This is a genomic window from Vibrio sp. S12_S33, assembly GCF_963889785.1.
Classification (GTDB): domain Bacteria; phylum Pseudomonadota; class Gammaproteobacteria; order Enterobacterales; family Vibrionaceae; genus Vibrio; species Vibrio aestuarianus.
In genome coordinates this window covers 59,064-84,105 of record NZ_CAWPQZ010000001.1, presented here as the reverse complement: position 1 = coordinate 84,105, position 25,042 = coordinate 59,064, and the positions used below count along the sequence as shown (strand labels likewise).

At 42.7% G+C, this 25,042-nt stretch carries 21 protein-coding genes and 2 pseudogenes; 13 read left to right on the top strand and 10 right to left on the bottom strand.

Features of this window, described 5'->3' with window-relative positions:
- Positions 1 to 12 precede the first annotated feature (12 nt).
- Genes AACW06_RS00310 through AACW06_RS00300 form a run of 3 tightly spaced genes read right to left on the bottom strand, consistent with a single transcriptional unit; the run spans position 13 to position 4,299 of the window.
- Positions 13 to 2,409 carry a TIM-barrel domain-containing protein gene (locus AACW06_RS00310; RefSeq protein WP_192073526.1) on the bottom strand — a complete coding sequence of 799 codons (2,397 nt, stop codon included), beginning with the start codon at positions 2,407 to 2,409 and terminating at the stop codon, positions 13 to 15.
- 59 nt (positions 2,410 to 2,468) lie between these two features.
- Positions 2,469 to 3,770 carry a TRAP transporter large permease subunit gene (locus AACW06_RS00305; RefSeq protein WP_192073525.1) on the bottom strand — a complete coding sequence of 434 codons (1,302 nt, stop codon included), beginning with the start codon at positions 3,768 to 3,770 and terminating at the stop codon, positions 2,469 to 2,471.
- A 16-nt stretch (positions 3,771 to 3,786) separates the two neighbouring features.
- On the bottom strand, positions 3,787 to 4,299 hold the full coding sequence (locus AACW06_RS00300) for a TRAP transporter small permease (protein WP_192073524.1): 513 nt from the start codon (positions 4,297 to 4,299) through the stop codon (positions 3,787 to 3,789).
- Between the two features lie 300 nt (positions 4,300 to 4,599).
- On the opposite strand from AACW06_RS00300, the gene AACW06_RS00295 reads away from it, so the two are divergent.
- From AACW06_RS00295 to AACW06_RS00280, 4 genes and pseudogenes are all read left to right on the top strand, one after another.
- Positions 4,600 to 5,589 (top strand): TRAP transporter substrate-binding protein, encoded by a 990-nt coding sequence (locus tag AACW06_RS00295; RefSeq protein WP_192073523.1) that lies wholly within the window; start codon positions 4,600 to 4,602, stop codon positions 5,587 to 5,589.
- 214 nt (positions 5,590 to 5,803) lie between these two features.
- Positions 5,804 to 6,550 carry an FCD domain-containing protein gene (locus AACW06_RS00290; protein ID WP_192073522.1) on the top strand — a complete coding sequence of 249 codons (747 nt, stop codon included), beginning with the start codon at positions 5,804 to 5,806 and terminating at the stop codon, positions 6,548 to 6,550.
- 84 nt (positions 6,551 to 6,634) lie between these two features.
- Entirely contained in the window at positions 6,635 to 7,822 is a 1,188-nt protein-coding gene (gene uxuA, locus AACW06_RS00285; protein WP_192073640.1) for a mannonate dehydratase, read from the top strand.
- Between the two features lie 142 nt (positions 7,823 to 7,964).
- Positions 7,965 to 8,567, top strand: a pseudogene (locus tag AACW06_RS00280) (ISAs1 family transposase); the annotation flags it as partial.
- A 42-nt stretch (positions 8,568 to 8,609) separates the two neighbouring features.
- On the opposite strand, the gene yfbR (AACW06_RS00275) reads toward AACW06_RS00280, so the two are convergent.
- The 3 genes and pseudogenes from yfbR (AACW06_RS00275) to AACW06_RS00265 form a co-directional block, all read right to left on the bottom strand.
- Positions 8,610 to 9,209, bottom strand: coding sequence for a 5'-deoxynucleotidase (gene yfbR / locus AACW06_RS00275; protein WP_192073521.1), 600 nt, complete (start codon positions 9,207 to 9,209; stop codon positions 8,610 to 8,612).
- A gap of 86 nt (positions 9,210 to 9,295) precedes the next feature.
- A pseudogene (gene yfbR, locus AACW06_RS00270) lies at positions 9,296 to 9,526 on the bottom strand (5'-deoxynucleotidase); the annotation flags it as partial.
- Positions 9,527 to 9,624: 98 nt separating this feature from the next.
- Positions 9,625 to 10,839, bottom strand: coding sequence for a pyridoxal phosphate-dependent aminotransferase (locus AACW06_RS00265; protein ID WP_192073520.1), 1,215 nt, complete (start codon positions 10,837 to 10,839; stop codon positions 9,625 to 9,627).
- Positions 10,840 to 11,041: 202 nt separating this feature from the next.
- Between AACW06_RS00265 and AACW06_RS00260 the strand changes: the two genes are divergently transcribed.
- From AACW06_RS00260 to AACW06_RS00230, 7 genes are all read left to right on the top strand, one after another.
- Positions 11,042 to 12,364: an isochorismate synthase gene (locus AACW06_RS00260; protein WP_192073639.1), complete on the top strand. Its 1,323-nt coding sequence runs from the start codon at positions 11,042 to 11,044 to the stop codon at positions 12,362 to 12,364.
- A complete protein-coding gene (menD, locus tag AACW06_RS00255) occupies positions 12,361 to 14,076 on the top strand; it encodes a 2-succinyl-5-enolpyruvyl-6-hydroxy-3-cyclohexene-1-carboxylic-acid synthase (protein ID WP_192073519.1) in 1,716 nt (571 codons plus the stop codon). The genes AACW06_RS00260 and menD overlap by 4 nt, the downstream gene beginning before the upstream one ends.
- Entirely contained in the window at positions 14,066 to 14,845 is a 780-nt protein-coding gene (gene menH / locus AACW06_RS00250) for a 2-succinyl-6-hydroxy-2,4-cyclohexadiene-1-carboxylate synthase (RefSeq protein WP_192073518.1), read from the top strand. The genes menD and menH overlap by 11 nt, the downstream gene beginning before the upstream one ends.
- Before the next feature lie 37 nt (positions 14,846 to 14,882).
- Positions 14,883 to 15,749 carry a 1,4-dihydroxy-2-naphthoyl-CoA synthase gene (menB, locus tag AACW06_RS00245; RefSeq protein WP_053312178.1) on the top strand — a complete coding sequence of 289 codons (867 nt, stop codon included), beginning with the start codon at positions 14,883 to 14,885 and terminating at the stop codon, positions 15,747 to 15,749.
- A 178-nt stretch (positions 15,750 to 15,927) separates the two neighbouring features.
- Positions 15,928 to 16,914, top strand: a complete 987-nt coding sequence (gene menC / locus AACW06_RS00240; protein ID WP_192073517.1) for an o-succinylbenzoate synthase — start codon at positions 15,928 to 15,930, stop codon at positions 16,912 to 16,914.
- Positions 16,914 to 18,356, top strand: a complete 1,443-nt coding sequence (menE, locus tag AACW06_RS00235; protein WP_192073516.1) for an o-succinylbenzoate--CoA ligase — start codon at positions 16,914 to 16,916, stop codon at positions 18,354 to 18,356. The genes menC and menE overlap by 1 nt, the downstream gene beginning before the upstream one ends.
- 126 nt (positions 18,357 to 18,482) lie before the next feature.
- The gene (locus AACW06_RS00230) at positions 18,483 to 18,656 is read left to right on the top strand and encodes a hypothetical protein (protein ID WP_192073515.1); all 174 of its coding nucleotides are present in this window, start codon (positions 18,483 to 18,485) and stop codon (positions 18,654 to 18,656) included.
- Between the two features lie 57 nt (positions 18,657 to 18,713).
- Here AACW06_RS00230 and AACW06_RS00225 read toward each other — a convergent pair whose 3' ends face one another.
- The 3 genes from AACW06_RS00225 to AACW06_RS00215 form a co-directional block, all read right to left on the bottom strand.
- On the bottom strand, positions 18,714 to 19,637 hold the full coding sequence (locus AACW06_RS00225; RefSeq protein WP_192073514.1) for a YeiH family protein: 924 nt from the start codon (positions 19,635 to 19,637) through the stop codon (positions 18,714 to 18,716).
- Between the two features lie 161 nt (positions 19,638 to 19,798).
- Entirely contained in the window at positions 19,799 to 21,670 is a 1,872-nt protein-coding gene (locus tag AACW06_RS00220; RefSeq protein WP_192073513.1) for an MFS transporter, read from the bottom strand.
- 15 nt (positions 21,671 to 21,685) lie between these two features.
- Positions 21,686 to 22,276 carry a TetR/AcrR family transcriptional regulator gene (locus AACW06_RS00215; RefSeq protein ID WP_168786626.1) on the bottom strand — a complete coding sequence of 197 codons (591 nt, stop codon included), beginning with the start codon at positions 22,274 to 22,276 and terminating at the stop codon, positions 21,686 to 21,688.
- Positions 22,277 to 22,454: 178 nt separating this feature from the next.
- Between AACW06_RS00215 and AACW06_RS00210 the strand changes: the two genes are divergently transcribed.
- A complete protein-coding gene (locus AACW06_RS00210) occupies positions 22,455 to 23,327 on the top strand; it encodes a Tim44 domain-containing protein (protein ID WP_192073512.1) in 873 nt (290 codons plus the stop codon).
- 166 nt (positions 23,328 to 23,493) lie between these two features.
- A complete protein-coding gene (locus AACW06_RS00205) occupies positions 23,494 to 23,811 on the top strand; it encodes a DUF1244 domain-containing protein (protein WP_192073511.1) in 318 nt (105 codons plus the stop codon).
- A gap of 59 nt (positions 23,812 to 23,870) precedes the next feature.
- On the opposite strand, the gene AACW06_RS00200 is transcribed toward AACW06_RS00205, so the two are convergent.
- Positions 23,871 to 24,941, bottom strand: a complete 1,071-nt coding sequence (locus AACW06_RS00200; RefSeq protein WP_192073510.1) for a PLP-dependent cysteine synthase family protein — start codon at positions 24,939 to 24,941, stop codon at positions 23,871 to 23,873.
- Between the last annotated feature and the right edge of the window lie 101 nt (positions 24,942 to 25,042).

Genomic DNA, 25,042 nt, shown 5'->3' with positions numbered 1-25,042 from the left:
TGAATCTAATCCTTATTGTATTGCTTTAAGTGCAAGTTCATCACCGTGATGATGTATTTTCCCATTGACAATGAGCTCGCGTAGTTCGTTTTTAGGGAGGCGCAATGTGACAGAGTTGTAAGCGGCTACAAATGCGCCCTCACGAGAGATCTCTAACTCTATGGTGTTGTGAGTGCAGGTCATTTTGATGTTTATTCTCATGTATTGACCAGACTGATAATCATACGTCTCGCCATCATCATCAAAGATACTGCATTGGGATTGGCCTACGCCTTGTAACGGGTAGATGTTTAGGTTTCGTCGGTCGTCTTGACTTGCATCAGCGTTTGCAATGCGTTCACTTGTCGGAATGATAGCCCCAGCCCGAATCAACAAAGGGATTCGCTCAAGTGGAGCATCTAAGGTGATGGTGTTGCCAGCGCTAAACCATTGTTCAGTGTAATAGTCGTACCATCCATAATGGTTGTCTGGTAAGTAGACATCACGTTTACGCTGACCTTCTTTTACGATAGAAGCAACAAGAAGATCCTTACCGAGTAAATAGTCGTCACTTTCTTCAAATGTGTTGACGTCATGTTCGTGATCTAGGAATGTCGGGCGCAGCATCGGTTCGTCAAATGCATGTGCTTGGAATAATGAGTCATAGATATAAGGAAGTAGTTGATAGCGAGTCTTCATTGCATCACGAACAATCGGGGTTACACTTGGATGCATCCAAGGTTCGTTGACGCTGCCATCATCATTCCAAGAGTGAATTGTGAAGCGAGGGTGCATAGCACCGTTTTGTACCCAACGAGCAAACAATTCAGGATCGGGTTTATCTCCAGCAAATCCTCCTATATCGTGGCCTACGTTGTATAAGCCAGACAAGCTCATTCCTAATCCCATCTTGATGTTGTATTTCAAGCTAAGCCAATTAGTGCGATTATCACCACTCCAAGTTTGTACGTATCGGTTCATTCCTGGGCAGCCAGAACGTGAAATTAGGTATGGGCGAAGCTGTGGAGCAAAGGCTTGTTGTGCTTCATAAGATGCACGCATCATTAATAATGGTTGAAGTGGTCGAATGAGATTAATTGGAATTTCTTTCCCAAAGCCGAAACAGCGTGCATTTTTGTCCCATATTTCATATTCGTTGTTGTCGTTCCAAGTAGAATCAATCCCTTTTTCTAACAACTGTTGCTTCACATTGTCTTGCCACCATTGAATGGTATTGGGATTGGTGAAATCGAGGTGAGAACCATCAGCATCCCAAAAAACGGAGTTTTCAGGTTGATCGTACTCGGAGTCTTTGATGAACAATCCTTTGTTTTTTGCTTCTTCAAAACGAGGATGATCGTGTAAAAGACAAGGCTTTATATTTGCGGCAAGTTTTAAACCATGAGAATGGAAATGATCTGACATCGCACTCGGATTTGGAACTTTGTCGTAATTCCAATTAAACACGTAGCGTTTATCGCCAATAGAGGTGTAGCCAGATGATAATTGGAATGAATCACATGGTATGCCATGTTCTGCGCATTGATCTACGAAACTTTCTAATAATTCTTGCGAATTTGGGGCGTCAGTGTACTGCATGGTGGAACCACTATAACCTAGACTCCATTTGGGACCAAAAGCAGTACCGCCAGTTAAGCGTACAAATTGTTGGGTGACTTTTTTAATGCTATCGCCGTACATGAAGTACAGGTCAAGATCGCCATCTTCGGCACGGTAGCTACGGTATTTAATGTGGTAGTTATCGAGCTCATTACCTAAATCAAACCAACAGTTTGCGAGGTTATCGTAGAACAGTCCAAACGATGCACCATCATTGTCAGGATCAGTTTTAGTAATGTAAAAAGGAATGTGCTTATAAAGTGGATCTGTTTTACTTGCATCGTACCCCATTGCATCAAGGTTGCGCATTTCAAACCGACGACCTTCACGATTTAGTTTGCCCGTTTTTTCTCCTAAACCATAATAGAGCTCATTGTCATTTCGGTTCATAAAATGAGCGATATCAGTGCAAGAAACCCCTAATTGATAAGCGCCTGTTTTTCGGTCCTGTGCAAGGGAGTGCCAAGTATCATTGACTTTGTGTTCCCATTCCATCCAAAGAGGTTGGTGGACAGTAAGTCGCAATTTTTCTGTTTCAATGATAAGTTGTGATTCGTGACTTTTTAGTTTGAATGTGGGTAGACCAAATCCTGAGACAGACATTCGATCTCGACCTTCCCAAGGAACGTCATTACCGTCTGGAGCAACCATCCATGTTCTATCTAATCGCAATTTGTTATCGCGCTTAAAGAGGATTCGAAATAAGTGACTTTCAAGAATGAATATGTGCAAAGAATGTTTGCCATCACAGCTTAAAATAATTTCGTTGCTGTTTTGCCGCGCAACCTGCCAATGTTTGATATTTTTCACGTGAGATTCCTTTAAATAGAGAGCCTATATAGGCTCTCCAAATCTTAATTATTATTGAGTTAATACCCGAGTATTAGTTGAGGAAGCGTTAAGCTTACTTGAGGTATAAAAGTAACCAGCATCAGTGCTAGAACTAATACGGCATAAAAAGGTAATAATGGCTTGATCACTTTATCTATTTTCACTTTTCCTACCGAGCAGCCGATAAATAGTGCCGAACCTACAGGTGGTGTGCAGATACCAATACATAGGTTAAAGGTCATCATGATGCCGAAGTGAACAGGGTCCATGCCTAAATCCATCGCAATTGGAAGGAAAATAGGAGTAAAGATAAGTAGGGCTGGCGTCATGTCCATAAAAACACCGACAATCAATAAGATTATATTAATAATCAGCAAGATAATAATTGGATCGTCCGATACTGCCATTAGTGCATCGCTGATCAGATATGGGATGTCAGCATTTGCCATGGCCCACGACATTCCCATTGAAGCACCAATAAGAAGTAATACAATGGATGTAGTGACAACAGATTCAAGCACAATACCCGGTATCTGTTTTAGTGAAACTTCACGATAGAAAATAACGGCGAGAAGTAATGTGTATACAACAGCGATTGCTGATGCTTCCGTTGCTGTAAAAATACCACCGATAATACCGCCCATAATGACAACGATCAGGCTCAAGCTTGGTAGTGCATCTAAGGTTTTTTTCAGTACAACAGAAGTAGAAGGTTTCTCGTTAACAGGGTACCCACGTTTTTTTGCAATGATGCCCGCGACGATCATTAAGCTAAGCCCCATGATGATGCCAGGAATATAACCAGCTAGAAATAGCGCACCAATCGAAGTGCCTCCGGAAATCAAAGAGTAGACAATGAAGGTATTGCTTGGTGGTATTAAAAGTCCTGTTGGACATGATGTAATATTTACCGCTGCGGAGAATGAAGGATCATAACCTTCTTTCTTTTGTAGTGGTGCCATTGTACCGCCGACTGCAGCAGCAGATGCGACGGCTGAGCCAGATATGGCACCAAACATCATGTTTGCGAGTACGTTTACATGAGCAAGTGACCCGGGTAAACGTCCTCCCAACACTTTGGCAAACTCAATTAAGCGTATTGCAATTCCACCTTGGTTCATGATGTTCCCCGCTAAAATAAAAAACGGGATGGCGAGAAGGGCGAAGCTATCTAAACCTGACGCCATTTTTTGCGAAATGACCGCAATGGCTGCATCAAATGGTAAAGAAAGCATGATGGTTAAAAGAGATGCAATGCCGATTGCAAACGAAATGGGTACTCCCAATCCTAAAAAAAGGAAGAAGCTACCAAATAATACAACTATAACTTGCCATTCCACGTTAATTATCCTTAATTTAGTTGTTTGATGATTCGGACAAAGAATGCTCTTTGCCTTCTTTAATGTTTACTAAAATGTCTTGAGCAAGAAAAACCATCATAAAGAGACCACTTAATGGGATTGCTGCGTATACAAAACCCATCTCAATACCTAAAGCGGGAGACATCTGGCCTGTCTGAAGTGTTTTCAGCATTAAAGTGCTACCACCATAAACCATAATGACACTGGCAAAAATCATACTTATTGAGTTAATGACAAGTTTTAATTTGGCATGCTTTTTGGGTTGGTTTTCCAATTTCATGGCTATTAAGTCGATGGCTAGATGGCGTTTTTGCCCCAATGTATATGCAGCGCCCATTAACCCGACCCAAATAAATAAGAAGCGAGCAACTTCATCGGTGAATGTGCTTGGGGTATTTAATACGTATCGAGAAAATACTTGCCAAACAACACATACGACCAAAACACTACTCAGAGATATGCAAAACAAGGATAACCCCTTGTTCATTATCACAATGAGCTTATTCATAAAGTCTCCTAATTGACTAATATTGCTATAACCTGTCTAAAAACATAGATCAGGATTTAAGGTTGAAGCGATTTAAGCATAGGATGCAAATATCTCGCGTGATGGAGTTCACAATTTAATTGGTCTAACCAATTTCACCTGCAAAAACCAGACATTGGTCAACCAATTGACATTTATTGGTTGAAATATGATAGTGAGTGAGCGAGGATTAACCCGCAAAGAAGAATAAGGTTGATTTTTTAATATTGGTTAACCGAAATTTCCCTACAACGAAATAAAACCTGAATGGAGACTCTCAATATGCGTTGGAATAAAAAAGCATTAGCCACCTTTGTTACTTGTGCATTTGCTGCTACGACCTCATTTTCGGCTGCTGCTGCAACTACGCTTAAACTGAGCCATAACCAAGATCGCTCTCACCCTGTTCATAAGTCAATGACCTATATGGCTGATATGGTTAAAGAATATACAAATGGTGAGGTGAAAATTCGTATTTACCCGAATGGACAGCTTGGTACTCAACGTGAATCTATGGAGCTATTGCAAAATGGCGCCTTAGATATTGCAAAATCAAACGCAAGTGAGATGGAATCTTTTGAACCAGCTTATGGCGCATTTAATATTCCTTATATCTTCCATGACCGCGATCACTACTACCGAGTGTTAAATGATGAAGTCGGAGAAAAAATACTCGCAGCGTCATATGATAAAGGCTTTGTTGGTTTGACATATTACGATGGTGGCTCTCGAAGCTTCTATGCGAATAAACCAATTAATACTCCCGCAGATCTTGCTGGTTTAAAAATTCGCGTACAACCAAGCCCAACCGCTGTTCAAATGGTTGAATTGATGGGAGGCTCACCAACGCCTTTAGCATATGGTGAGTTGTATACTGCACTTCAACAAGGTGTTGTAGATGGCGCGGAAAACAATCCCACTGCGTTAACCAATAACCGTCACGGTGAAGTTGCAAAAGTATATAGCTTAGATGAACACACGATGATCCCTGATGTGTTGGTGATTAGTTCTAAAGCTTGGGATAAGTTACCAGAAGATCAACAGGTTGCCCTTAAAAAGGCGGCGAAAGAGTCGATGTTGTATCACAAAGATTTGTGGAGCAAAATGACGGAAAAGGCATTAGAAGAAGCTCAGGGTTCGATGGGGGTTAAAGTGGTTTCTGTTGATAAGCAATCATTTATTGACGCAGTAAAACCAATGCATGATGCCGCATTGAATAATCCTGCCATTGCAGATTATGTACGTGGTATCGATGCGTTAGCAAATAAATAGCCATGCTTAATGAGAGCACAAAGTGTGCTCTCATTAAGGGAATCGATATGCAGATGTTGATTGATATCAGTACGCTCAAATTGATTTTATTTGTTGCTGACTAACTGATAAGAGGTTTTCTTTGTAATACAAGCTAAACGGGTTGATTAATTGGTTGACCAATCGTATGGCAATGCTATTATCGTTTTTAAGAGATTAAGATTAAGCATTAACTATGAATATCGCTATTAAAACACCAAAAAGGCTTTACCAAGAAATAGGGCTTGTATTACAAGAACGTATTGTTAATTCTGAGTTTAAGATTGGAGACCGACTACCACCAGAACGAGATCTAGCAGAAGAACTGCACGTCAGTCGGTCGGTTGTTCGTGAAGCCATTATTATGCTTGAACTTCAGCAGTTAGTGGAGGTGCGTAAGGGATCAGGTGTGTATGTCATTAATATGCCAAACTATGATATACCTTCTCGACCTGCAGACACGCGTGAAAACTCAGATATCGGTCCATTCGAATTACTTCAAGCAAGGCAGGTACTAGAAAGCCAGATAGCGAGTTTTGCTGCACAAAATATAACTAAAGCAGATATTTTAAGGTTGCGAGAAGCATTAGATACTGAACGAAAAAAACTGGAGACAGGGAATGGTGACTATGATGGTGATGAAATGTTTCATTTGACCATTTCAGAAGCCTCCCAGAATAGTGTATTGAGTGATATTGTATGTGAATTATGGGCTCGTCGAGATAAAAGTCCGATGTGGCGTCAATTACATTCACGTATTACTGATATAAATTATCGTTCTGCGTGGTTGGAAGATCATGAAAAAATACTGAAAGCATTGCATCGAAGAAATCCTGAAGAGGCTCGAAAAGCAATGTGGCAACATCTCGAAAATGTCAAACAAACGTTATTTGAATTATCTGATGTAGACGATCCACAATTTGATGGCTTCTTATTTAGATAATTAATTTAAAATATTAAGAGAAAATAATACTAGTGAATTTTGTATTTACTACGCACTAGTATTACCTAAAGAAAGGTAATGAATATGGAACAAACTTGGCGTTGGTACGGTCCGAATGACCCTGTGTCGCTAGACGATATTCGTCAAGCTGGCGCAACAGGCATTGTGAATGCTTTGCACCACATTCCAAATGGTGAAGTGTGGTCGAAAGAAGAAATTTTAAAACGTAAAGTCACCATCGAAGAGAAAGGCTTAACGTGGTCGGTGGTTGAAAGTGTTCCAGTTCATGAAGAAATCAAAACTCAGACTGGTAACTTCCAGCAATGGATTGACAACTACAAACAGACGCTGCGTAATCTTGCAGAGTGCGGTGTAGATACGGTCTGCTACAACTTCATGCCAGTACTCGACTGGACGCGTACCGACCTAGAATTTGAAATGCCAGATGGCTCTAAAGCTTTGCGTTTTGACCAAATTGCTTTTGCGGCATTTGAGCTTTACATTCTTAAACGCCCAGGCGCCGCAGCGGATTACACCGAATCAGAACAAGCTCAGGCGCTTGAATACTTCAACAACATGACGGCGGAGCAAATCCAACAACTGACAAGTAACATCATTGCTGGTCTGCCGGGTGCTGAAGAAGGCTACACGTTAGAAGAATTCCAAGCGCAGTTGGATCGCTACGCGGACATTAGCAAAGATAAACTACGTGAGAACATGGCTTACTTCTTAGCGGAGTTGATGCCAGTTTGTGAAGCGTGCGGTTTGAAGCTTGCTGTGCACCCAGACGATCCACCGCGTCCAATTCTTGGCTTGCCACGTATTGTTTCAACCATCGAAGATATTGATTGGTTGACCGAAAAAGTGCCAAGCAAAATGAACGGTTTGACCATGTGTACTGGTTCCTACGGTGTTCGTGGTGACAACGACCTCGTAAATATGATCAAAAAGCATGGCGATCGTATTTACTTCACCCACTTGCGTTCTACCAAGCGTGAAGAAAGCAACCCGATGACATTCCACGAAGCTGCGCACCTTGATGGCGATGTGGATATGTACAATGTGGTGATGGCGATTTTGGATGAAGAACAACGCCGCGCAGAAGTGGGCGATCACCGTTTAATTCCTATGCGTCCGGACCATGGTCACCAAATGCTGGATGATTTGAAGAAGAATACCAACCCAGGCTACTCAGCCATCGGTCGCCTGAAAGGCTTGGCGGAAGTTCGCGGCCTTGAAATGGCATTGAAGCGCGCTTTCTACACTAACTAAAGAGCATTGATATAACGGACTTATCGAAAGCACAGACTTTAAACGCTGTGCTTTAGTTCTAACTCGAAACAGGTACCTATGGTGTACGATAAGTGAACGCAACTCATCTGATTTACTGATATCGTTTAACCGTACCATTACAATGGCCTGTCAAACTAAAATTGCCAAAACCATTGTAGAGCAAGGAGGGGACTACTTGCTTGCTGTAAAGAGCAACCAAGGAAAACTCCGACAAGCAATAGAAAAGGCGTTCTCTTCTTAGCGAGCCAATGTAGCTGATGACCTTTCTCTTGAGAAAGGTCATGGGCGTATAGAATCTCGCCAATGCTATGTTTTTGATAGTACGAAACTTGAAGGTGACTTCTCTCGCTGGAAAGGCTTGAAGAGCATAGTTATGGTTGAAAACTTTCGCGTTGAGAAAGGCAAATCTGTCGCTCTAGAGTACCGTTATTACATCAGTTCAAAAAAGCTCAGTGCAGAGCAAGCAGCGATGGCAGTCAGAGAACATTGGGGCATAGAATCAATGCACTGTGTGCTTGATGTAACCATGAATGAAGATGCGTTCCAGATATATAAAGACCGCGGTGCAGAGAACCTATCATGCTTACGTCATATGAGTTTGAACATGCTCCGAGAAGAGTCAACCAAGCTAAGCATTGTTGGTAAGCAAAAGCGCTGCATGATGAATACATCGATGCTAGAGGCAATATTAAGTGCTGGTTTTAGTCAAGTGGTGAAAAGCTAGGCACTCATGCGCTCGCCCTGTATAGGTATCAAGAGGTATTATTTATCCTGATATTTTGTCAAATGTAGTAGTGCAACTATCACAAAATACATCCATAAAATCTTTTACTTCAGGCATTTCAGTAATAAGTCTTTTAATCTTTGGGTCAAGTCCTTTTTTGACATGTAAAAATTCATCATTATTAAATCGAAGTTCGTTTAGGGTCTTTATATAAGCTGATAGTATATCTGCTGCTTTTACAATCGCTTTATATTCAGTGTCTACATTTTTTTGAACAAGCAAATTTGAAAATTCATCACGTAAATCCTCTGGTAATGTTTCTAAACATTCTTTTTCTGCGATATCTTCAAGCTTTTTAAATGCTGCTGTAAATTCTGGGCTGTGGTATTTGGTTTTTGAATTTATATCCTGAAGTTTTGTTTCTGATATTTCATGATAAATAGCAGTAACTGCAGCTTTTTCTGGATTTAAGTTACCTCCATATCGTTTGTTTTTAATGACAGTTAACAAGTGAGCTATTACTGCAACTTGATGAGAATGTTCTGAAACATTTTCTTCTTGAAAGCAGTGCATTAATGCCCAGCGTTTTATTAATGGCATACGTGTCACCCATGCCATGAATGTACTTTGTGATTTTTTCAATTGAATATCCTTGCAATAGTCTAATGTTAACTTCTGTGTATTAACGAACTAAATCACTTGTTTACTTATATTAGAAAAACGAACTAATCGCCAGTTAATACTTCGCTGGTATCATGATACATCCCCAAAATTGCAATTCGGTCAGGATTAACCTTCCCACCGAATTTTTTGTTTTTGATCACCGCTAATGCGTGTGCGACAAAAGCAACTTGTAGGCTATGTTCTGAAATGTTTTCACTGGAAACCGAACGCATTAAAGGCCAACGTTGAATTAACTGCATTCGAGCGAGATGGGCAAAAAAATGGCTCTCTTTCATTGCAATAAACATCCTTGCTTTGAGTGAAAAAGAAAACGGACGCTCTTTCAGTTTAGGAAAATGCGTCCGTTTAGCATATGGAACTTTATGTTAAAATTCTACTGGCTGTAGGTTGATAAGAAACGTTCAAACCGACCAATAGCAATTTCCAAATCTTCAATGTGAGGCAATGTTACAATACGGAAGTGATCCGGTTTTGGCCAGTTAAAGCCCGTACCTTGTACAAGCAGCACTTTTTCTTGTTTCAGAAAATCTAGGACCATTTTTTGGTCATCTTTAATGTTGTACATCTTGGTGTCGATTTTCGGGAACAGGTACATTGCTCCTTTCGGTTTCACACAAGAAACACCAGGGATTTGGTTGATCAATTCCCAAGCGCGATCGCGCTGTTCGAGCAAGCGTCCGCCCGGCAGAATCAACTCATTGATACTTTGATAGCCACCTAGTGCCGTTTGGATGGCATGTTGCATTGGCACGTTGGCGCACAAGCGCATTGATGCGAGCATTTCCAAGCCAGCTACATAGCCTTGAGCGATATGCTTTGGTCCGGTGATAAACATCCATCCACCGCGGAAACCACATACTCGATAAGCTTTCGATAGACCATTAAACGTTAGCATTAAGACATCATCAGCCAGTGTTGAAATTGGCGTGTGAGTCGCACCGTCATAGAGAATTTTATCGTAGATTTCGTCGGCGAAGATGATCAACTTATGTTTACGAGCAATTTCGATAATTTCTAGTAAAAAGTCGCGGCTATAAACTGCACCAGTTGGGTTGTTCGGGTTGATCAACACAATGCCACGTGTTTTAGGCGTAATTTTATTTTTGATATCGTCTAGGTCGGGATACCAATCGGCTTCTTCATCACATAGGTAATGTACGGCTTTACCACCAGAAAGTGCGACAGAAGCTGTCCATAGTGGGTAATCAGGTGCTGGAACCAGCATTTCATCGCCATTATTAAGTAAGGCTTGCATCGCCATCACGATAAGTTCAGAGGCGCCATTACCAATATAAACGTCTTCGACATCTAAGCTGCGTAAGCCTTTTTTCTGGTAATGTTGCACTACGGCTTTACGTGCCGAATAGATACCTTTCGAGTCACAATAACCTTGAGATGTTGGGAGGTTACGGATCACATCAACAAGGATTTCGTCTGGGGCGTCAAAGCCAAATGGGGCGGGGTTACCGATATTTAGCTTCAGTATTTTATGCCCCTCTTCTTCCATGCGCTTAGCATGTTTGAGTACAGGGCCCCTAATGTCGTAGCAGACATTATCGAGTTTTGACGACATCTCGATATTTTGCATTGTGTGATTCCTGAAAATTAAATGATTTCTTTATTAAAATACACCAAATTGATTTTTGATAGAATAAAAATCTACAATAGGGTGCTTTTTCGGAAGTGATAGGCTAGCCCTTTATCACAGGAATTTACAAAAGATGGGAGGCAACCTTGATTTACGCTGCCTGTCTAAATAGAGTAGCCATCAGTAAAGCCCGTCTCTCAATATTTACGAGGTCGATTTGTCGCATTTTCATCAAGCCATTGCTCTGTTGATAGAGCAAATAAACGACGCGAAGGATGATGACGTTCGTTTTGTACAAAATTTGCCAGAAGCTCCACTTTTCGCGTCTATTGATTGGCTTGAAGCCCAACCAATTTTCCCTAAGTTTTACTGGCAATCACGTGACACGCGTGAAGAAGTGGTTGCGTTAGGTCAGTTGTATACGTTCTCTGAACCAGAACCTGCTTATACTATTTTAGGTGCTGAGCAACGTGTCTGGGGGGGGCGCTCGTTTGATGGTAATACCGACAAAAACAAGCGTTGCATGTCGTCATTCTTTTTTTTGCCACAAATTGAATTGATTCGGTTTGATGAACAATGGTCAATTGCTGTTAACGTGACCGCAGAACGCCACCGTACTTTAGCGGCGCTGAGTAAACTGCAAATGGATGTAAGCCCATTACGTTCAATCTCTTCACATATAGAATGCATAAAGCATGAGCCAAATGAGAGTCAATGGCAGCAGCTTATCGATCAGGTACTTGATGGGATTGAGGCAAATGCGTTTAAGAAAGTGGTGCTAGCGAGAAAAACAACACTGAATTTAGATTCGCCACTCAATGCAGCGCAACTGCTGAAAGCTAGCTCTACGCAAAATCATCACAGTTTTCATTTTTTGTTAGCACTGGACCAAAAACACAGCTTTATGGGCTCAACCCCTGAGCGTTTGTATGCGCGTCAAGGAAATGAGCTTTATACGGAAGCTCTGGCTGGAACCATTGGTCGTGGCATGAATGCGAGCCAAGATATGGAATTGGCAAATTGGCTCTCTCAAGATAGTAAAAATCTCAATGAGAACCAATATGTGGTGGATGATATTGTTGAGCGTTTAACGCCACATTCTGAATGTGTTGAGGTAGAACAGGAAGCGCGCTTAGTGCGGTTACGTAAAGTGCAGCATTTAAAACGTAGTATCCATGCTCAGCTTAAAAAAGGCATTAACGGTGTGCAACTGCTCAGTGCATTGCAACCTACGGCTGCGGTTGCAGGTTTACCGCGCAAAGAGGCGATGGATTTCATTCTCGCCCATGAACCTTTTGCTCGTGGGTGGTATGCTGGTTCGGTAGGCTATATCAGCCATCAAAAAGCGGAGTTTTGTGTGGCCATTCGCAGTGCATTATTAGTGGATAAACAAGTGCAGCTATTTGCTGGGGCTGGGATTGTCCCCGGTTCAGTGGCGGAATATGAATGGCAAGAACTAGATAAAAAGATGTCAACATTGTTGAGTTTGATCAGTGACCACTTGCCACTAGGAGTTGCATCATGAAACAAGATCAAGCGGTATTGAATCGAATTTGGAGCCAGACCCTTCTTGAAGAGCTGACACGCTTGGATGTTGAAGAGGTTTGTATTGCTCCGGGTTCGCGCTCGACTCCTTTGACCCTTGAAGCGGATGCCAATCAAAAACTCACACTGCATACGCATTTTGACGAACGTGGTTTAGGCTTTTTAGCTTTGGGATTAGCCAAGGCAAGTCAAAAGCCAGTCGCGGTAATCGTGACTTCTGGCACCGCGGTGGCTAATCTGTTGCCAGCGATTGCTGAATCTAAACTCACCGGCGAAAAATTGGTGGTTTTAAGCGCAGATCGCCCACTTGAGTTAGTAGGGTGTGGTGCCAATCAAGCCATCAATCAAGTTGACATCTATTCTTCACATGTGACTCAAACCCTTAACTTACCGAGCCCAAATACCGCAGTACCATTAACTTGGCTGCTCACTAGCCTTGATGAAATGATGGCAAACCAAGCTCGACAAGGTGGAACGGTACACATTAACTGCCCATTTCCCGAACCTTTATATTCGCAAGGGGATAAAACCCAGTTTGCTGGCTATCTAGCATCTATCGATTCATGGCAGTTAAGCTCTCAGCCATACAGTTCAAGCTTTGGGCAATGGTGTACTGAAAGCATGGATTGTGGTGAGCTATTTAATAAAAAAGGTTTAGTCATTATTGGTTCATTGAACCTTGCAAACGCAAAGAAAGCCAAGCAGTTTGCAAATAAACTCGGTTGGCCAGTATTGTGTGATCCACAATCTGGGGTGAACAGCGACTGGACACATTTTGATTTATGGCTGCAAAATAGCATAGCGAAAGAGCAGCTCAGCGAATGTGAAGTGATTGTTCAATTTGGGGCTCGTTTAGTGTCGAAAAGGCTTAACCAATGGTTAAGTGAACAGGTTACGCAGCGCGCAGCGCAGTATATATATGTTTCATCTCAAGCTGAGCGTAATAACCCTTCCCACTTACCTCAATGGCATTTTGTTGCTGATATTGAACAGTGGGTTGAAACACATATTAGCAAGTGGACGGCATTAGGTGCGACTCAAGCAGGTTGGGCTGACCAATTAAAAAGCAAAGCTAGCGAGCTTGAGCAACTGGCACAACTGCATTTGTGTGGTGATGAGTCATTAAGTGAAATTGCGGTTGCGTTGGATCTTGCTGAGCGTAGCCAAAATGCTGATCTTTTTCTTGGTAACAGCCTAATTGTGCGCCTAGTTGATATGTTTGCTACGCTCGACAATCGCCATGTCTATTCCAACCGAGGTGCTTCTGGCATTGATGGCTTAGTTGCAACCATGGCTGGTGTGCAACGTATTAACCAACAACCGATGCTTATGCTTATCGGTGATACCGCCTTGTTATATGATCTCAACTCTCTTGCACTAGTAACTCATACTTGTGCGCCATTAGTGATTGTGGTCACCAATAATGATGGCGGGGCGATTTTTGATTTATTGCCAGTACCTGAAGCCCAAAAGTCAGCGCTTTATCAAATGCCTCATGGTTATCAGTTTGAGTTTGCGGCCAAGCAATTTGGTTTGTCTTATGTTCGTCCTCAAACATTATCCGCGTATCAATCTGCCGTGAGTGAGCACTTACAGCAGGGACAAGGAACATTAATCGTTGAAGTGATCACACCTCCAGAGCAAGCTTCAACTCAACTTAGACAATTTACTCAGCAAATTGATGCCAGCTAGTCGATGTCAACAGCCAATAGCGATCAACAACGAACCCGTTTTGGTGTTTGTTCATGGTTTATTGGGGTGTGGTGATGATTGGCTAGAGAGTATTCATTACCTCACAGACTATCGTTGTGTGACGATTGACCTACCTGGGCATGGTATAAGCCAATCAACCCCAAGCGGTGGCTTTGAAGCTGATTGTAATCACATTTCTAATATCATTAATCGGCACATAGCACCGAATACTCCTATTATTCTGATCGGCTATTCTTTAGGCGGACGAATGGTGATGTATGGTGTTGCGATGCAATGTTTCAATACATTTAATATTCAAGGTGTCGTGATCGAAGGCGGTAATTTTGGTTTACAGAATGACGCACTCAGAAGTGAGCGACTTGCCAGTGACACAGCTTGGTCAGAACGATTCAAAAGTGAGCTAATTGAACAAGTGTTGAGCGATTGGTATCAGCAAGCGGTATTTTCTTCATTAAATCATGAGCAAAGACAAACCTTAATCACAAAACGTAGTGCTAACCTTGGCGCTGCGGTTGCTCAGACGCTAGTTTCTACCTCACTTGCCAAACAGCCTTATTTGCTTGATAAGTTAAAGTTGTCACAGACACCAATGTGTTATGTCTGTGGCGAGAACGACATCAAGTTTACCCAATTGGCAAAGCAAAGTGGCTTGCGGTATTACCCTGTGCCAGACGCTGGACATAATGTTCACCAAGAGCAGCCACAAGCTTTTGCTGAAATTATTCGAGAGTTTATACATCGATGCTAAATAAGCATCGAATTTAGAACAACAATGGAAAATCATCATGGCTAAAACTGTTGGTATTACTGAAGAAGAATTATACGCGCCCGTTGTGTGGAATGACTGCGGCGCAGCATATGAAGATATTCACTATCACAAATCCCCAGATGGCATTGCAAAAATCACCATCGCTCGTCCACAAGTGCGCAATGCATTTCGCCCTCAAACCGTAAAAGAGATGATCAATGCGCTGGCGGATGCACGCTATGATGAACAAGTTGGCGTGATCATTCTTACTGGTTTAGGCGAAGATGCTTTCTGCTCTGGGGGCGATCAAAAAATTCGTGGTGATTACGGCGGCTACCGTGACGATTCAGGCACGCACCACCTTAATGTACTTGATTTCCAACGCCAAATTCGCACTTGTCCAAAACCTGTCATTGCTTCTGTTGCTGGGTGGGCAGTAGGTGGTGGTCATGTACTGCACATGATGTGTGACTTAACTATCGCGGCTGAAAACGCACAGTTTGGTCAAACTGGCCCAAAAGTGGGGTCATTTGATGGCGGTTGGGGGGCTTCTTACATGGCTCGTATAGTTGGTCAGAAAAAAGCGCGTGAAATTTGGTTCTTATGCCGTTTTTATGACGCGAAAGAAGCGTTGGATATGGGTTTAGTCAATACCGTCGTTGCGGTTGATGAGCTAGAAAAAGAAACGGTACGCTGGTGTCGTGAAGTTCTTCAGCACAGCCCTATGGCGTTGCGCTGTCTGAAAGCAGCATTAAATGCTGACTGTGATGGTCAAGCCGGCCTACAAGAACTGGCGGGTAACGCAACCATGATGTTCTATATGACAGAAGAAGGCCAAGAAGGTCGTAATGCGTTTAATGAAAAAAGACGCCCAGAGTTTAATAAATTTCCTCGCAACCCTTAATTGAATATCATCAGTCGTTTCATGGTTATATTGGAGGTGCTTATTGGTAGTACTAAGCATCTCTTATCGCCTTTGATGGCTGTTTTTATTCACGGTACATTGATATACCCAAACAACTTTATAGCTAGAGAAGGTTTATTACTCTCTAGAGAACGTCATTAAGAAAGAGATGAAATTTATGCGCAGTGCCAAACTATATCGTTACTGTCTACCGATGGATAGCGGCGTAATTCTTCGTGATCAAAAGCTGGTGGAGCGCGAAGGCTTCATAATTGAGTTGTGCGAAGGCGAAAATAAAGGCTTAGGTGAAGTTGCACCGCTGGTCAGTTTTAGTGTGGAGTCAGCCGAAGAGGCACAACAGCAAGCTGTGCAACAACTTGAGCTTTGGGTTGGTGGTGAGCAAATTGCCTATGATGATCTTTTCCCTTCGGTTGCTTTTGGTCTATCGATGGCAGAGCTTGAGCTGAACGGTGAATTGCCACCAATGGGTAACTATCACGCTGCACCACTGTGTACTGGCGACCCTGATGAGTTGATCCCATTGTTAAATGCCATGCCGGGTAAAAAAGTGGCGAAAGTAAAAGTGGGTCTTTACGAGGCGATCCGTGATGGAATGCTAGTGAACCTCTTTTTAGAATCGATGCCTGATTTACAACTTCGTCTGGATGCGAATCGCGCTTGGACGCCAGCCAAAGCAGAGCATTTTGCCAAGTATGTTTCTCCTTCGGTACGTCAACGCATTGCTTTTTTAGAAGAGCCATGTCAGTCGCCAAGTTACAGTCTCGCTTTTGCGATTAACAGTGGTATCGCCATTGCCTGGGACGAAACACTACAACATGCCGTGCGTCGAGATGATTTTTGTTTAGAAGATTTAACGGGTGCAAAAGCCATTGTGATTAAGCCGACATTGATTGGTTCTGTTGCGCGTTGCGTAGCATTGATTGAAAAAGCCAAAGCGATGGGCATTCAGGCGGTGATAAGTTCGAGCATTGAATCCAGTTTGGGACTGTGCCAATTAGCCCGTTTGGCACAGTGGCAATTGCCCGACGAAGTGCCAGGGCTAGACACCATTGGTTTATTTAAAGCCCAATTAGAAGTTAGTTGGCCGGAGTGCGATTTACCACTGCAGTCTTTGACTGACCAATGCGTTGTTTGGCAGTCATAATGCAACAAGCTCGACACACATTCTCTTCTCTCCCTTGGGAGCAGAAAGTGCAACAGACGGCCAATTCACAGGCTTTAATTACCCCGTCAGGTGATTACACGTGGTCAGCGTTAACACAGTTAGTGGATGGCTATGCTGATGCGCTTAGGCAGCAAGGGTTAAAAGCCAATGACGTATTAACGTTGGTGGGTAAAAATAGCCCTGAATTGCTGTTTTTGTATTTGGCGAGCCTTAAACTTGGCGTGATCTGCGCGATAACCATGCCGCAGCCTTACGAACTGCTTCAAAAAAAGCTGAAGACCTTATATAAGCCCGACCAAACCGCGTGGTTGTGGCTCGGGTGTGGTGCGACGTTGAGCATTGCTGAAATCGCTGCATTAACACCAAAAACAGTGGTCGTTAAGCTTGATGATAGCCAGATGCTAGCGAGTAGCACTCCCATTACAGAAGGTTTTGACGCAAAGCAATTGAGCTCGATCGTGTTTACTTCCGGTTCAACGGGTGAGCCCAAAGCAGTCGTCCATACTTCTGCACAGCATTTTGCTTCTGCAACTGGGCTATTGGCGCACTTTCCCTATACAGAGCAGGATACATGGCTATTGAGTTTACCGATGTATCATGTTTCTGGCTTGGCGATTATCTACCGCTGGCTTAGTGCTGGGGCGTGTTTAAAAGTTGGGTGTGGAGAACTGAGTCAAGATATCCAGCAAGTCACTCATGCTTCTTTGGTGGCTACGCAATTAAAACGTCTGCTTGAAAGCGGGCAGACACTTACTTTAACTCATGTTTTGCTCGGTGGTAGTCATATTCCACATAGTCTTAGCCAACAAGCGGCACAACTTGGTATTGAAACTTGGTTAGGTTATGGCATGACCGAAGCTGCGTCGACAGTCACCGCCAAGCGGGTAGATACTCAAAATAGTGCGGGTTATTTATTACCGAATCGCCAGTTGAAAGTAGAGCAAAAGCGTATATGGATTAGTGGCGAGACTCTGGCCAGTGGTTACTATCGTCAGGGGATTGTTATTCCTTTTGTCGATGCTATGGGGTGGTTTGACAGTAAAGATCTCGGCGAATGGTCAGGTGACGAACTGCGTATTATCGGACGAGCCGATAACCAATTTATTTCCGGCGGAGAGAATATTCACTGTGAAGAAATTGAAGCGGTGCTCAATCGCCATCCTGATATTGAACAAGCGATGGTGGTAGCGGTTAAAGATGCTGAATTCGGCTGCCGAGCGATTGCCGTGGTACGTGGGAATTTACCACTTAATCAGCAAGAAATAGAGCTGTGGTTGACGGGTAAATTAGATAAGTTTAAATGGCCAGTGGCTTATTTTTTGATGCCAGAAGCATTGACAGACTCAGGCATCAAAGTCTCTCGTAGTGCCCTTAAAGCGTGGTTGTCCAACCACCAATCCCAGTACCGAATCGCGGATTAACTCGCACTCACCCCACGAGTACAACATGCCTTAGTTATTAGATAGTCCAAAACTGAATTTCTCAAGCTTATAACTCAACCTCATAATGAAGCTATTAAAAAGCTGAGTTTGGAATAGCGAGAAATAATGAAAGGCGTATTTATCATCATCATCGCGCTACTTGTTGGAATATCGATAAGCAGTGAGGGCGTGATTCGCTCAGTTGCTGAGTTATTTGCTTTTGTTGCTATTGTCGTGTGGCTGTTTAGATATCGAATCGATAAGTCTCAGCAAAAAACTTTCAAAACTGAAGATTTTTAGGCTTTTCCTTTCTCAATATCACCTGATACATCGTTGTTCTATTTTCCCATTTCGGTATTAAGCGAACATTAACCACGCCAATGATGAAACTGAAATAGCAAACCATAGGGTGATGCCAAGAATCAGGGGTTTCGGTCCTGATGCTTTAAGTTTTTCTACTGAAATACCACAACCAATCAAAAATAGACAAACGACGAGTGCTTTTTTCGCCACAGTAAATATTGCGTTATATATCGCATCAAACTGCGGAAAAAAATCACTGACTAAAATTGCGATGCAATAAAAGACAATGAAGTAAGGGATAGTGACTTTCTTGGATTGGCTGCGAAAAATCATAGCACTGATTAAAGCAACAGGTACTATCCACAAGGCTCGCGCGAGTTTTAGTGTTGTCGCGGTTTTAAGTGCTTCTTCGCCATAAGCAGAAGCTGCCCCTACAACAGAAGAGGTGTCATGGATAGCGATGGCAGCCCAAGTACCAAAAGTGTGTTGATCGAGCTGCAAAGCATGGCCAATGAGTGGAAATATAAACAGAGCAACCGAGTTTAAGACAAAAACGGTGGCCAGCGCTAAACCGATTTCATCATCGTCAGCATTGATGGCTGGGGCGACCGCAGCAATGGCGCTACCACCACAAATTGCGGTGCCTGAAGCAATAAGATAGCCAGTTTTTCGTGCCAATCCTAGCCGTTTAGTTAATACCCAGCCTACACATAACGTGGCTGTAATCGAAGCCATAATAAGTCCTATCCCATTGCTGGTTACCGTTAACGCTTCTTGCAAAGGTATACCAAACCCCAAGCCGACGATTGAATAGGCGAGCAATTTCTTAGTCATTTTGGCAATCGGTAGATTGCCTGGCACTAAACCTACACTCACAATAAAAAAGCCAATTACCAAAGCGGTAGGAGAGGTGATGTAAGGTGTTAAACAAGCAATAGTGGCCAGTAAAAATGCAATGTGCTTAAAAGAGATGTTCATCGTATTAATCGAAAGATAAGAAGAGTGTCATTGTATAGGATACACACGCGGTTGTAGTTTCGATGTTTTGAACTGGCGTTCAGTTTTATTGAACGCCAGTTCAAAATGATGGCAATGAGAGTAGAGTATTACGCAAAGACAAAGCGCAATTTGTAAGCGTGTTAACGCCAGTTCCCACGTAGTTGAATAACTTTTTCTTGCATCACTTGCGTTGTGGCTTGTAATGGAGCAACTGGTTCTCCGGCTTCTATTTCGAGACGAGACCAGAATCGAGTTGGTAAACCGCAACACGCTTGTCCTTTTGCTCGGCTAAAATAGCTGCCCCATAGCCCTTTTAAAGCCATCGGTAGGACAGGGACGGGGCTGCGTTTCAAGATGATATCCATTCCGCGCATGAAGTCATTGATTTCTCCATTGGCCGTTAACTGCCCTTCAGGGAAAATACACACGATATGGCCTTCGGCTAATGCTTGTTCTACCTCACTAAAAGCGCGACGAATAGAGCTTCTGTTACTTGCCGAAATAGGAATAACGCCAGCACGCTTTAGGAATCGGCGTAAAGGCGGCAAGTTTGCATAATCTTCCTCCATCACAAATCGGATTAATCGTGGGCATACGGCGCTGAGTAGTAATGCATCCATATAGCTGACATGGTTACATACGATCAATGCTCCGCCTTTTTCGGGGAGATGATGCAGGTTTTTATGGTTCACTCGGTACATAGTGTGAGTCAAAATCCACACCAAAAAACGAACTAAAAAAATGGGCACCTGTAAGCACAAATAGAGTGTAACGAATAGATTGAGTAACGCTAAAATAACAAATAATTGAAGGATGGAGAATTCCAGTATAGTTAAACAAACAATACCTAAAATGGCACTACTGACCATAAATAGTGAATTATAAATATTGAGTGCGGCAATCACTTGTGCTCGCTGTGTCACTTTAGCTTGTTGCTGCATTAAGGCGTATAAAGGCACAATAAAGATACCACCAGAGACACCAATCATCAGCAAATAGAAGAATAATGGCCACAGTGGTTGGTAGCTTAAAAAGCTATGAAAGTCGTTAAATATCGGCAAGTTATTAGGAACCGCTTGTGCCATCAAATAACCAAAAATAGTAATACCAAAGCTACCGATAGGAATGATACCGACTTCGATGCGATGGTTAGAGAGCCTATCGCATGCCATTGAACCGGTGGCAATTCCAATCGAAAAGAGCGCCAGCAAAAAGGAGACGGCGCTTTCGTTACCATTTAAATAATGGTGAGTGAAATTAGGAAATTGAGTTAAATAGGCAGCGCCCAAAAACCAAAACCAGCTGATGGCCATTATCGATTGAAAAATTATGCGATCACTTTTTGCTATGGCAATGGTTTGCTTGGTTTGTTTGATTGGATGCCAACGAAACTTCAAATCAGGTGCGCAAGCGGGAGCATTAGGGATATGGCGACTGGCTAAGTAACCCACAATAGCAAACACGACAACCGCCGCAGCGGCAACGTATTTTGCATTCTCTGCTGACGCAATCAACCCAGCACCTAACGTACCTAATAAAATCGCCAGAAAAGTTCCTGTTTCTACCAACGCATTGCCAGGAACCAGCTCTTCAGATTTAAGTTGTTGAGGGAGTAACGCGTATTTGACTGGGCCAAAAAATGCCGATTGCGTGCCCATTAAAAAGAGTAATAACAGTAAAATAGCGTAACTTTCAGTAATAAAGCCTATTGCTCCAAGGCACATAATGCCAATTTCGGCCAGTTTGACTTTACGAATAAAGGCGGATTTCTCGTACTTGTCTGCAAGCACACCCGCAGAGGCAGAAAAGAGGAAGAAAGGCAGAATGAATAACCCAGCAGCGAGGTTTATAAAAAGGTTGCTTGATATAGGTAAAACATTTGCACCGGCAAAAGCGACGAAAAGCAGCAGTACATTTTTGAAAATATTATCGTTAAAAGCCCCAAAAAACTGGGTGATAAAGTAAGGTAGAAAACGTCGTTGAGTAAGCAGCGAGGATTGATGCTGAGGCATTGCCATTCCTTATTTTTACCAGTTAGTGAGATAATTGGAGAGTAAGTTTTCGATCAGCTCCTTACCATCAATCGGTTCGGCTGCGAAAAACTTGTCATCTACACTTAATAAGGTAATACCATGCACGCCAGACCATAATACGCGACTTGCTTGCAAAATTTCTTGTTTGGTGCGCTGTGGTGCGATTATTTGTAACAAACCTTCAAGCATGGTTGTCATGGTATCTATGCGCTCAGCTTGCCAGTCAGGTAGGGCTTCGCCATTCATATTGTGTTCGAAAATAAGCTGCCAACGATTAGGATGCTGCAAAGCAAAGTCATGATAGCAGTAGGCTAACAGATAGAGCGCTTGTCTTGGGTCATCACATTGATTGACGGCTTTTTTAGCTTGCGCTGATAATTCATCAAGCGTTTGTGCTACGGCATGCAAAAGCAGCAAATTGTAGTTACCAAACACATTGACTAACGTACTTGGTACATAGCCAATCATGGTAGCGATTTTGCGTAAACTTAACTCATGATAGGTGTGATCCTCAAGAAAGCGTTTTACTACCTTGAGTGTCAATTTAATCAGCTCTTCTCGGGTGTGATCGTTTCGTCTTGCCATGGTTATGTTTTAATAATGAACAATGTTCGATATTCTAGATAGGTGGTGTATAAGCGTCAACTGATACACACTTTATTTGCAATATTCTGATACATGTCCACTTAAAACAGAGGTTTTCTTGTATATCCGAAGTGGTTATGATGGTCGCGCCTCAATAAAAATAACCCTAAGGAAAAACATGAAACGTCTTTTTTCCCTTGTTGTGCTACTGATGGTCGCTGTTGCGGTCACTCCAATAGCCGAAGCAAAGAAATTTGGTGGCGGTAAGTCATTTGGTAAAAGTTTTAAAACGGCACCAGCGCCAAAACAACAAACACCAAAAAATGACACAATTAAACAAGATCAAACAGGTAAAGCTGGCTCGACCAAAAAAGGTCTAATGGGCGGCTTACTTGGCGGTTTGTTAGCGGGCGGCCTTCTTGCTGCCTTCTTTGGTGGTGCGTTTGAAGGTATCCAGTTTATGGATATTCTTATCATGGGCCTTATCGCGTTTGTCTTATTCAAGCTTATGCGCGGCATGCTTGGAGCCAAGCAAGGCAGTATGAATCGACAACAGCCAGCTTTTGGTGGTGCGAACAGCAATCAACATCAATTTGAACAACCTAACGTTCACAACTTCGAACAGCAACCACAAGCAACGGGTGGATTTGGTGCCAATGCACACAGCGATATCCCGCATAACTATCCTGCTGGTTTTGATAAAGTCTCCTTTGTAAATGGTGCACGTGAGCACTACCGTATTTTACAAGGTGCGTGGAACCACAACCAACTTGAAACGGTTGAAGAGTATGTGTCTCCAAGCTTGTTTGAAGACCTAAAGCAAGAGCGTGCTAAGCTAGATGGTGAACAACATACCGATGTGATGTACGTTGATGCTGAAATCGTCCGTGCGGACTACGATGCTAATAAAGCGCAACTGAGCTTGCAGTTTAGCGGTCGTTACCGTGATGCTGTAGAAGGTATTGAAGAAGATATTGAAGATGTGTGGCATTTAGAACGAGATCTCACTCAGCCTAATGCGCCATGGTTAATTGTCGGTATTCAAGGCTAACCGCTGTTATTTAAGGTTATATATTAATCTGATGATCATATTAAACGCTCAAGTCTTCTTGGGCGTTTTATCTTTCTTATCTCCCACAATCTTGTAAGACGTTGGCAAGGGTTGATAGTTAAGACATACTCATGTCTGTCTTCAATAAAAATAAAAAGGAAATAAAGTGGCTGAATTTAAATATAAAAACCTTGAACAAGCAGAGCAAGATAAGCTAGATGCTGCGGTTTTTCGTCGCCTGCTAGCACATTTAGATGATAATAAAGATGTGCAAAATATAAATTTAATGATTCTTGCGGGTTTTTGTCGTAATTGCTTTAGTAAATGGTATAAAGCAGAAGCGGATAACCAAGGGATTGAACTGGATATAGATGACGCCCGCGAGCGCGTATATGGCATGACTTATGATGAGTGGAAGCAGAATCATCAGCCGCCAGCTACTCCAGAGCAACTTGCGGCTTTTGAAGCTAAACAGAATAAATAAACGAGAACGCCCTCATCACAGAGGGCGTTTTGCTAAAAGGCTTTTGAATTTGAGAATAGTTAATTGATTATATGACCGGTTTGCTCGAACAGGTTCAGTTTATCTAAATAAGGTTGTAAATCACTGATGTTGCTGGCAACCCACTCTGGGTTATAGTACGTGTCTAAATAGCGTTCACCGCTATCGCACAACAGTGTCACAATTGACCCTTTCTCACCGCGTTGTTTCATTTCACTGGCGAGTTGCAATACACCGTACAAGTTAGTGCCTGTCGATGGGCCTGCTTTTCTTCCAAGTAATTTTTCTAGCCAATAGGTGGTTGCAAGGCTTGCTGCATCTGGGATTTTGCGCATGTCATCGACTACGCCAGGGATAAAGCTAGGTTCAACACGCGGGCGACCAATCCCTTCAATTTTACTGCCACAGACCAGAGTAAGGTTAGGATCACGGCTTTGGAAGTAGTCGTAAAATACTGAGTTTTCAGGATCAACGACACACAGTTTTGTGTCGTATTTTTGGTAGCGGATAAAGCGACCAATCGTTGCTGAAGTACCACCAGTACCAGGACTCATGACAATCCAAGTAGGAACGGGGTAGTCTTCCATTTTCATTTGGCTAAAAATGCTGTCGGCAATGTTGCTGTTACCACGCCAGTCTGTTGCGCGCTCTGCATAAGTAAATTGGTCCATATAGTGACCATTGAGTTCTTGTGCTAAGCGGTGAGATTCAGCATAAATTTGGTCTGAACGATCAACAAGATGTGCTTGGCCACCGTACATTTCAATCTGCTCAATTTTCTTGCGAGCCGTACATTTCGGCATCACCGCGATAAAAGGCAAACCAAGCAAGCGGGCGAAGTACGCTTCAGAAACCGCAGTGCTACCAGATGATGATTCAATAATGGTGGTTTCAGGGCCAACCCAGCCATTACAAATAGCGTAAAGGAAAAGAGAACGCGCCAAACGATGCTTTAACGAGCCTGTCGGGTGTGTGCTTTCATCTTTCAAATAGATGTCAATGCCATCGACACAAGGCAGATCTAATTTGATCAAGTGCGTGTCGGCTGAGCGTTGATAGTCAGCTTCTATTTTTTTTATTGCATTATTAATCCACTGATGATCAGTACACATGAGTCTATCTCCGTTGTTATTATGAGTGTAATTTACCCTTAGTTTAGGAGAAAAACCTTGCTATATTGACTGTGGTTTTGTATTTTTATAGAAAATAATTC

What these genes read in the sequence shown, in the direction of transcription:
- AACW06_RS00300 (WP_192073524.1), bottom strand. Translation starts at nt 4,299, where the DNA reads ATGAATAAGCTCATTGTGATAATGAACAAGGGGTTATCCTTGTTTTGC.
- AACW06_RS00295 (WP_192073523.1), top strand. Translation starts at nt 4,600, where the DNA reads ATGCGTTGGAATAAAAAAGCATTAGCCACCTTTGTTACTTGTGCATTT.
- AACW06_RS00290 (WP_192073522.1), top strand. Translation starts at nt 5,804, where the DNA reads ATGAATATCGCTATTAAAACACCAAAAAGGCTTTACCAAGAAATAGGG.
- uxuA (WP_192073640.1), top strand. Translation starts at nt 6,635, where the DNA reads ATGGAACAAACTTGGCGTTGGTACGGTCCGAATGACCCTGTGTCGCTA.
- AACW06_RS00265 (WP_192073520.1), bottom strand. Translation starts at nt 10,839, where the DNA reads ATGCAAAATATCGAGATGTCGTCAAAACTCGATAATGTCTGCTACGAC.
- menD (WP_192073519.1), top strand. Translation starts at nt 12,361, where the DNA reads ATGAAACAAGATCAAGCGGTATTGAATCGAATTTGGAGCCAGACCCTT.
- menH (WP_192073518.1), top strand. Translation starts at nt 14,066, where the DNA reads ATGCCAGCTAGTCGATGTCAACAGCCAATAGCGATCAACAACGAACCC.
- menB (WP_053312178.1), top strand. Translation starts at nt 14,883, where the DNA reads ATGGCTAAAACTGTTGGTATTACTGAAGAAGAATTATACGCGCCCGTT.
- menC (WP_192073517.1), top strand. Translation starts at nt 15,928, where the DNA reads ATGCGCAGTGCCAAACTATATCGTTACTGTCTACCGATGGATAGCGGC.
- menE (WP_192073516.1), top strand. Translation starts at nt 16,914, where the DNA reads ATGCAACAAGCTCGACACACATTCTCTTCTCTCCCTTGGGAGCAGAAA.
- AACW06_RS00230 (WP_192073515.1), top strand. Translation starts at nt 18,483, where the DNA reads ATGAAAGGCGTATTTATCATCATCATCGCGCTACTTGTTGGAATATCG.
- AACW06_RS00225 (WP_192073514.1), bottom strand. Translation starts at nt 19,637, where the DNA reads ATGAACATCTCTTTTAAGCACATTGCATTTTTACTGGCCACTATTGCT.
- AACW06_RS00220 (WP_192073513.1), bottom strand. Translation starts at nt 21,670, where the DNA reads ATGCCTCAGCATCAATCCTCGCTGCTTACTCAACGACGTTTTCTACCT.
- AACW06_RS00215 (WP_168786626.1), bottom strand. Translation starts at nt 22,276, where the DNA reads ATGGCAAGACGAAACGATCACACCCGAGAAGAGCTGATTAAATTGACA.
- AACW06_RS00210 (WP_192073512.1), top strand. Translation starts at nt 22,455, where the DNA reads ATGAAACGTCTTTTTTCCCTTGTTGTGCTACTGATGGTCGCTGTTGCG.
- AACW06_RS00200 (WP_192073510.1), bottom strand. Translation starts at nt 24,941, where the DNA reads ATGTGTACTGATCATCAGTGGATTAATAATGCAATAAAAAAAATAGAA.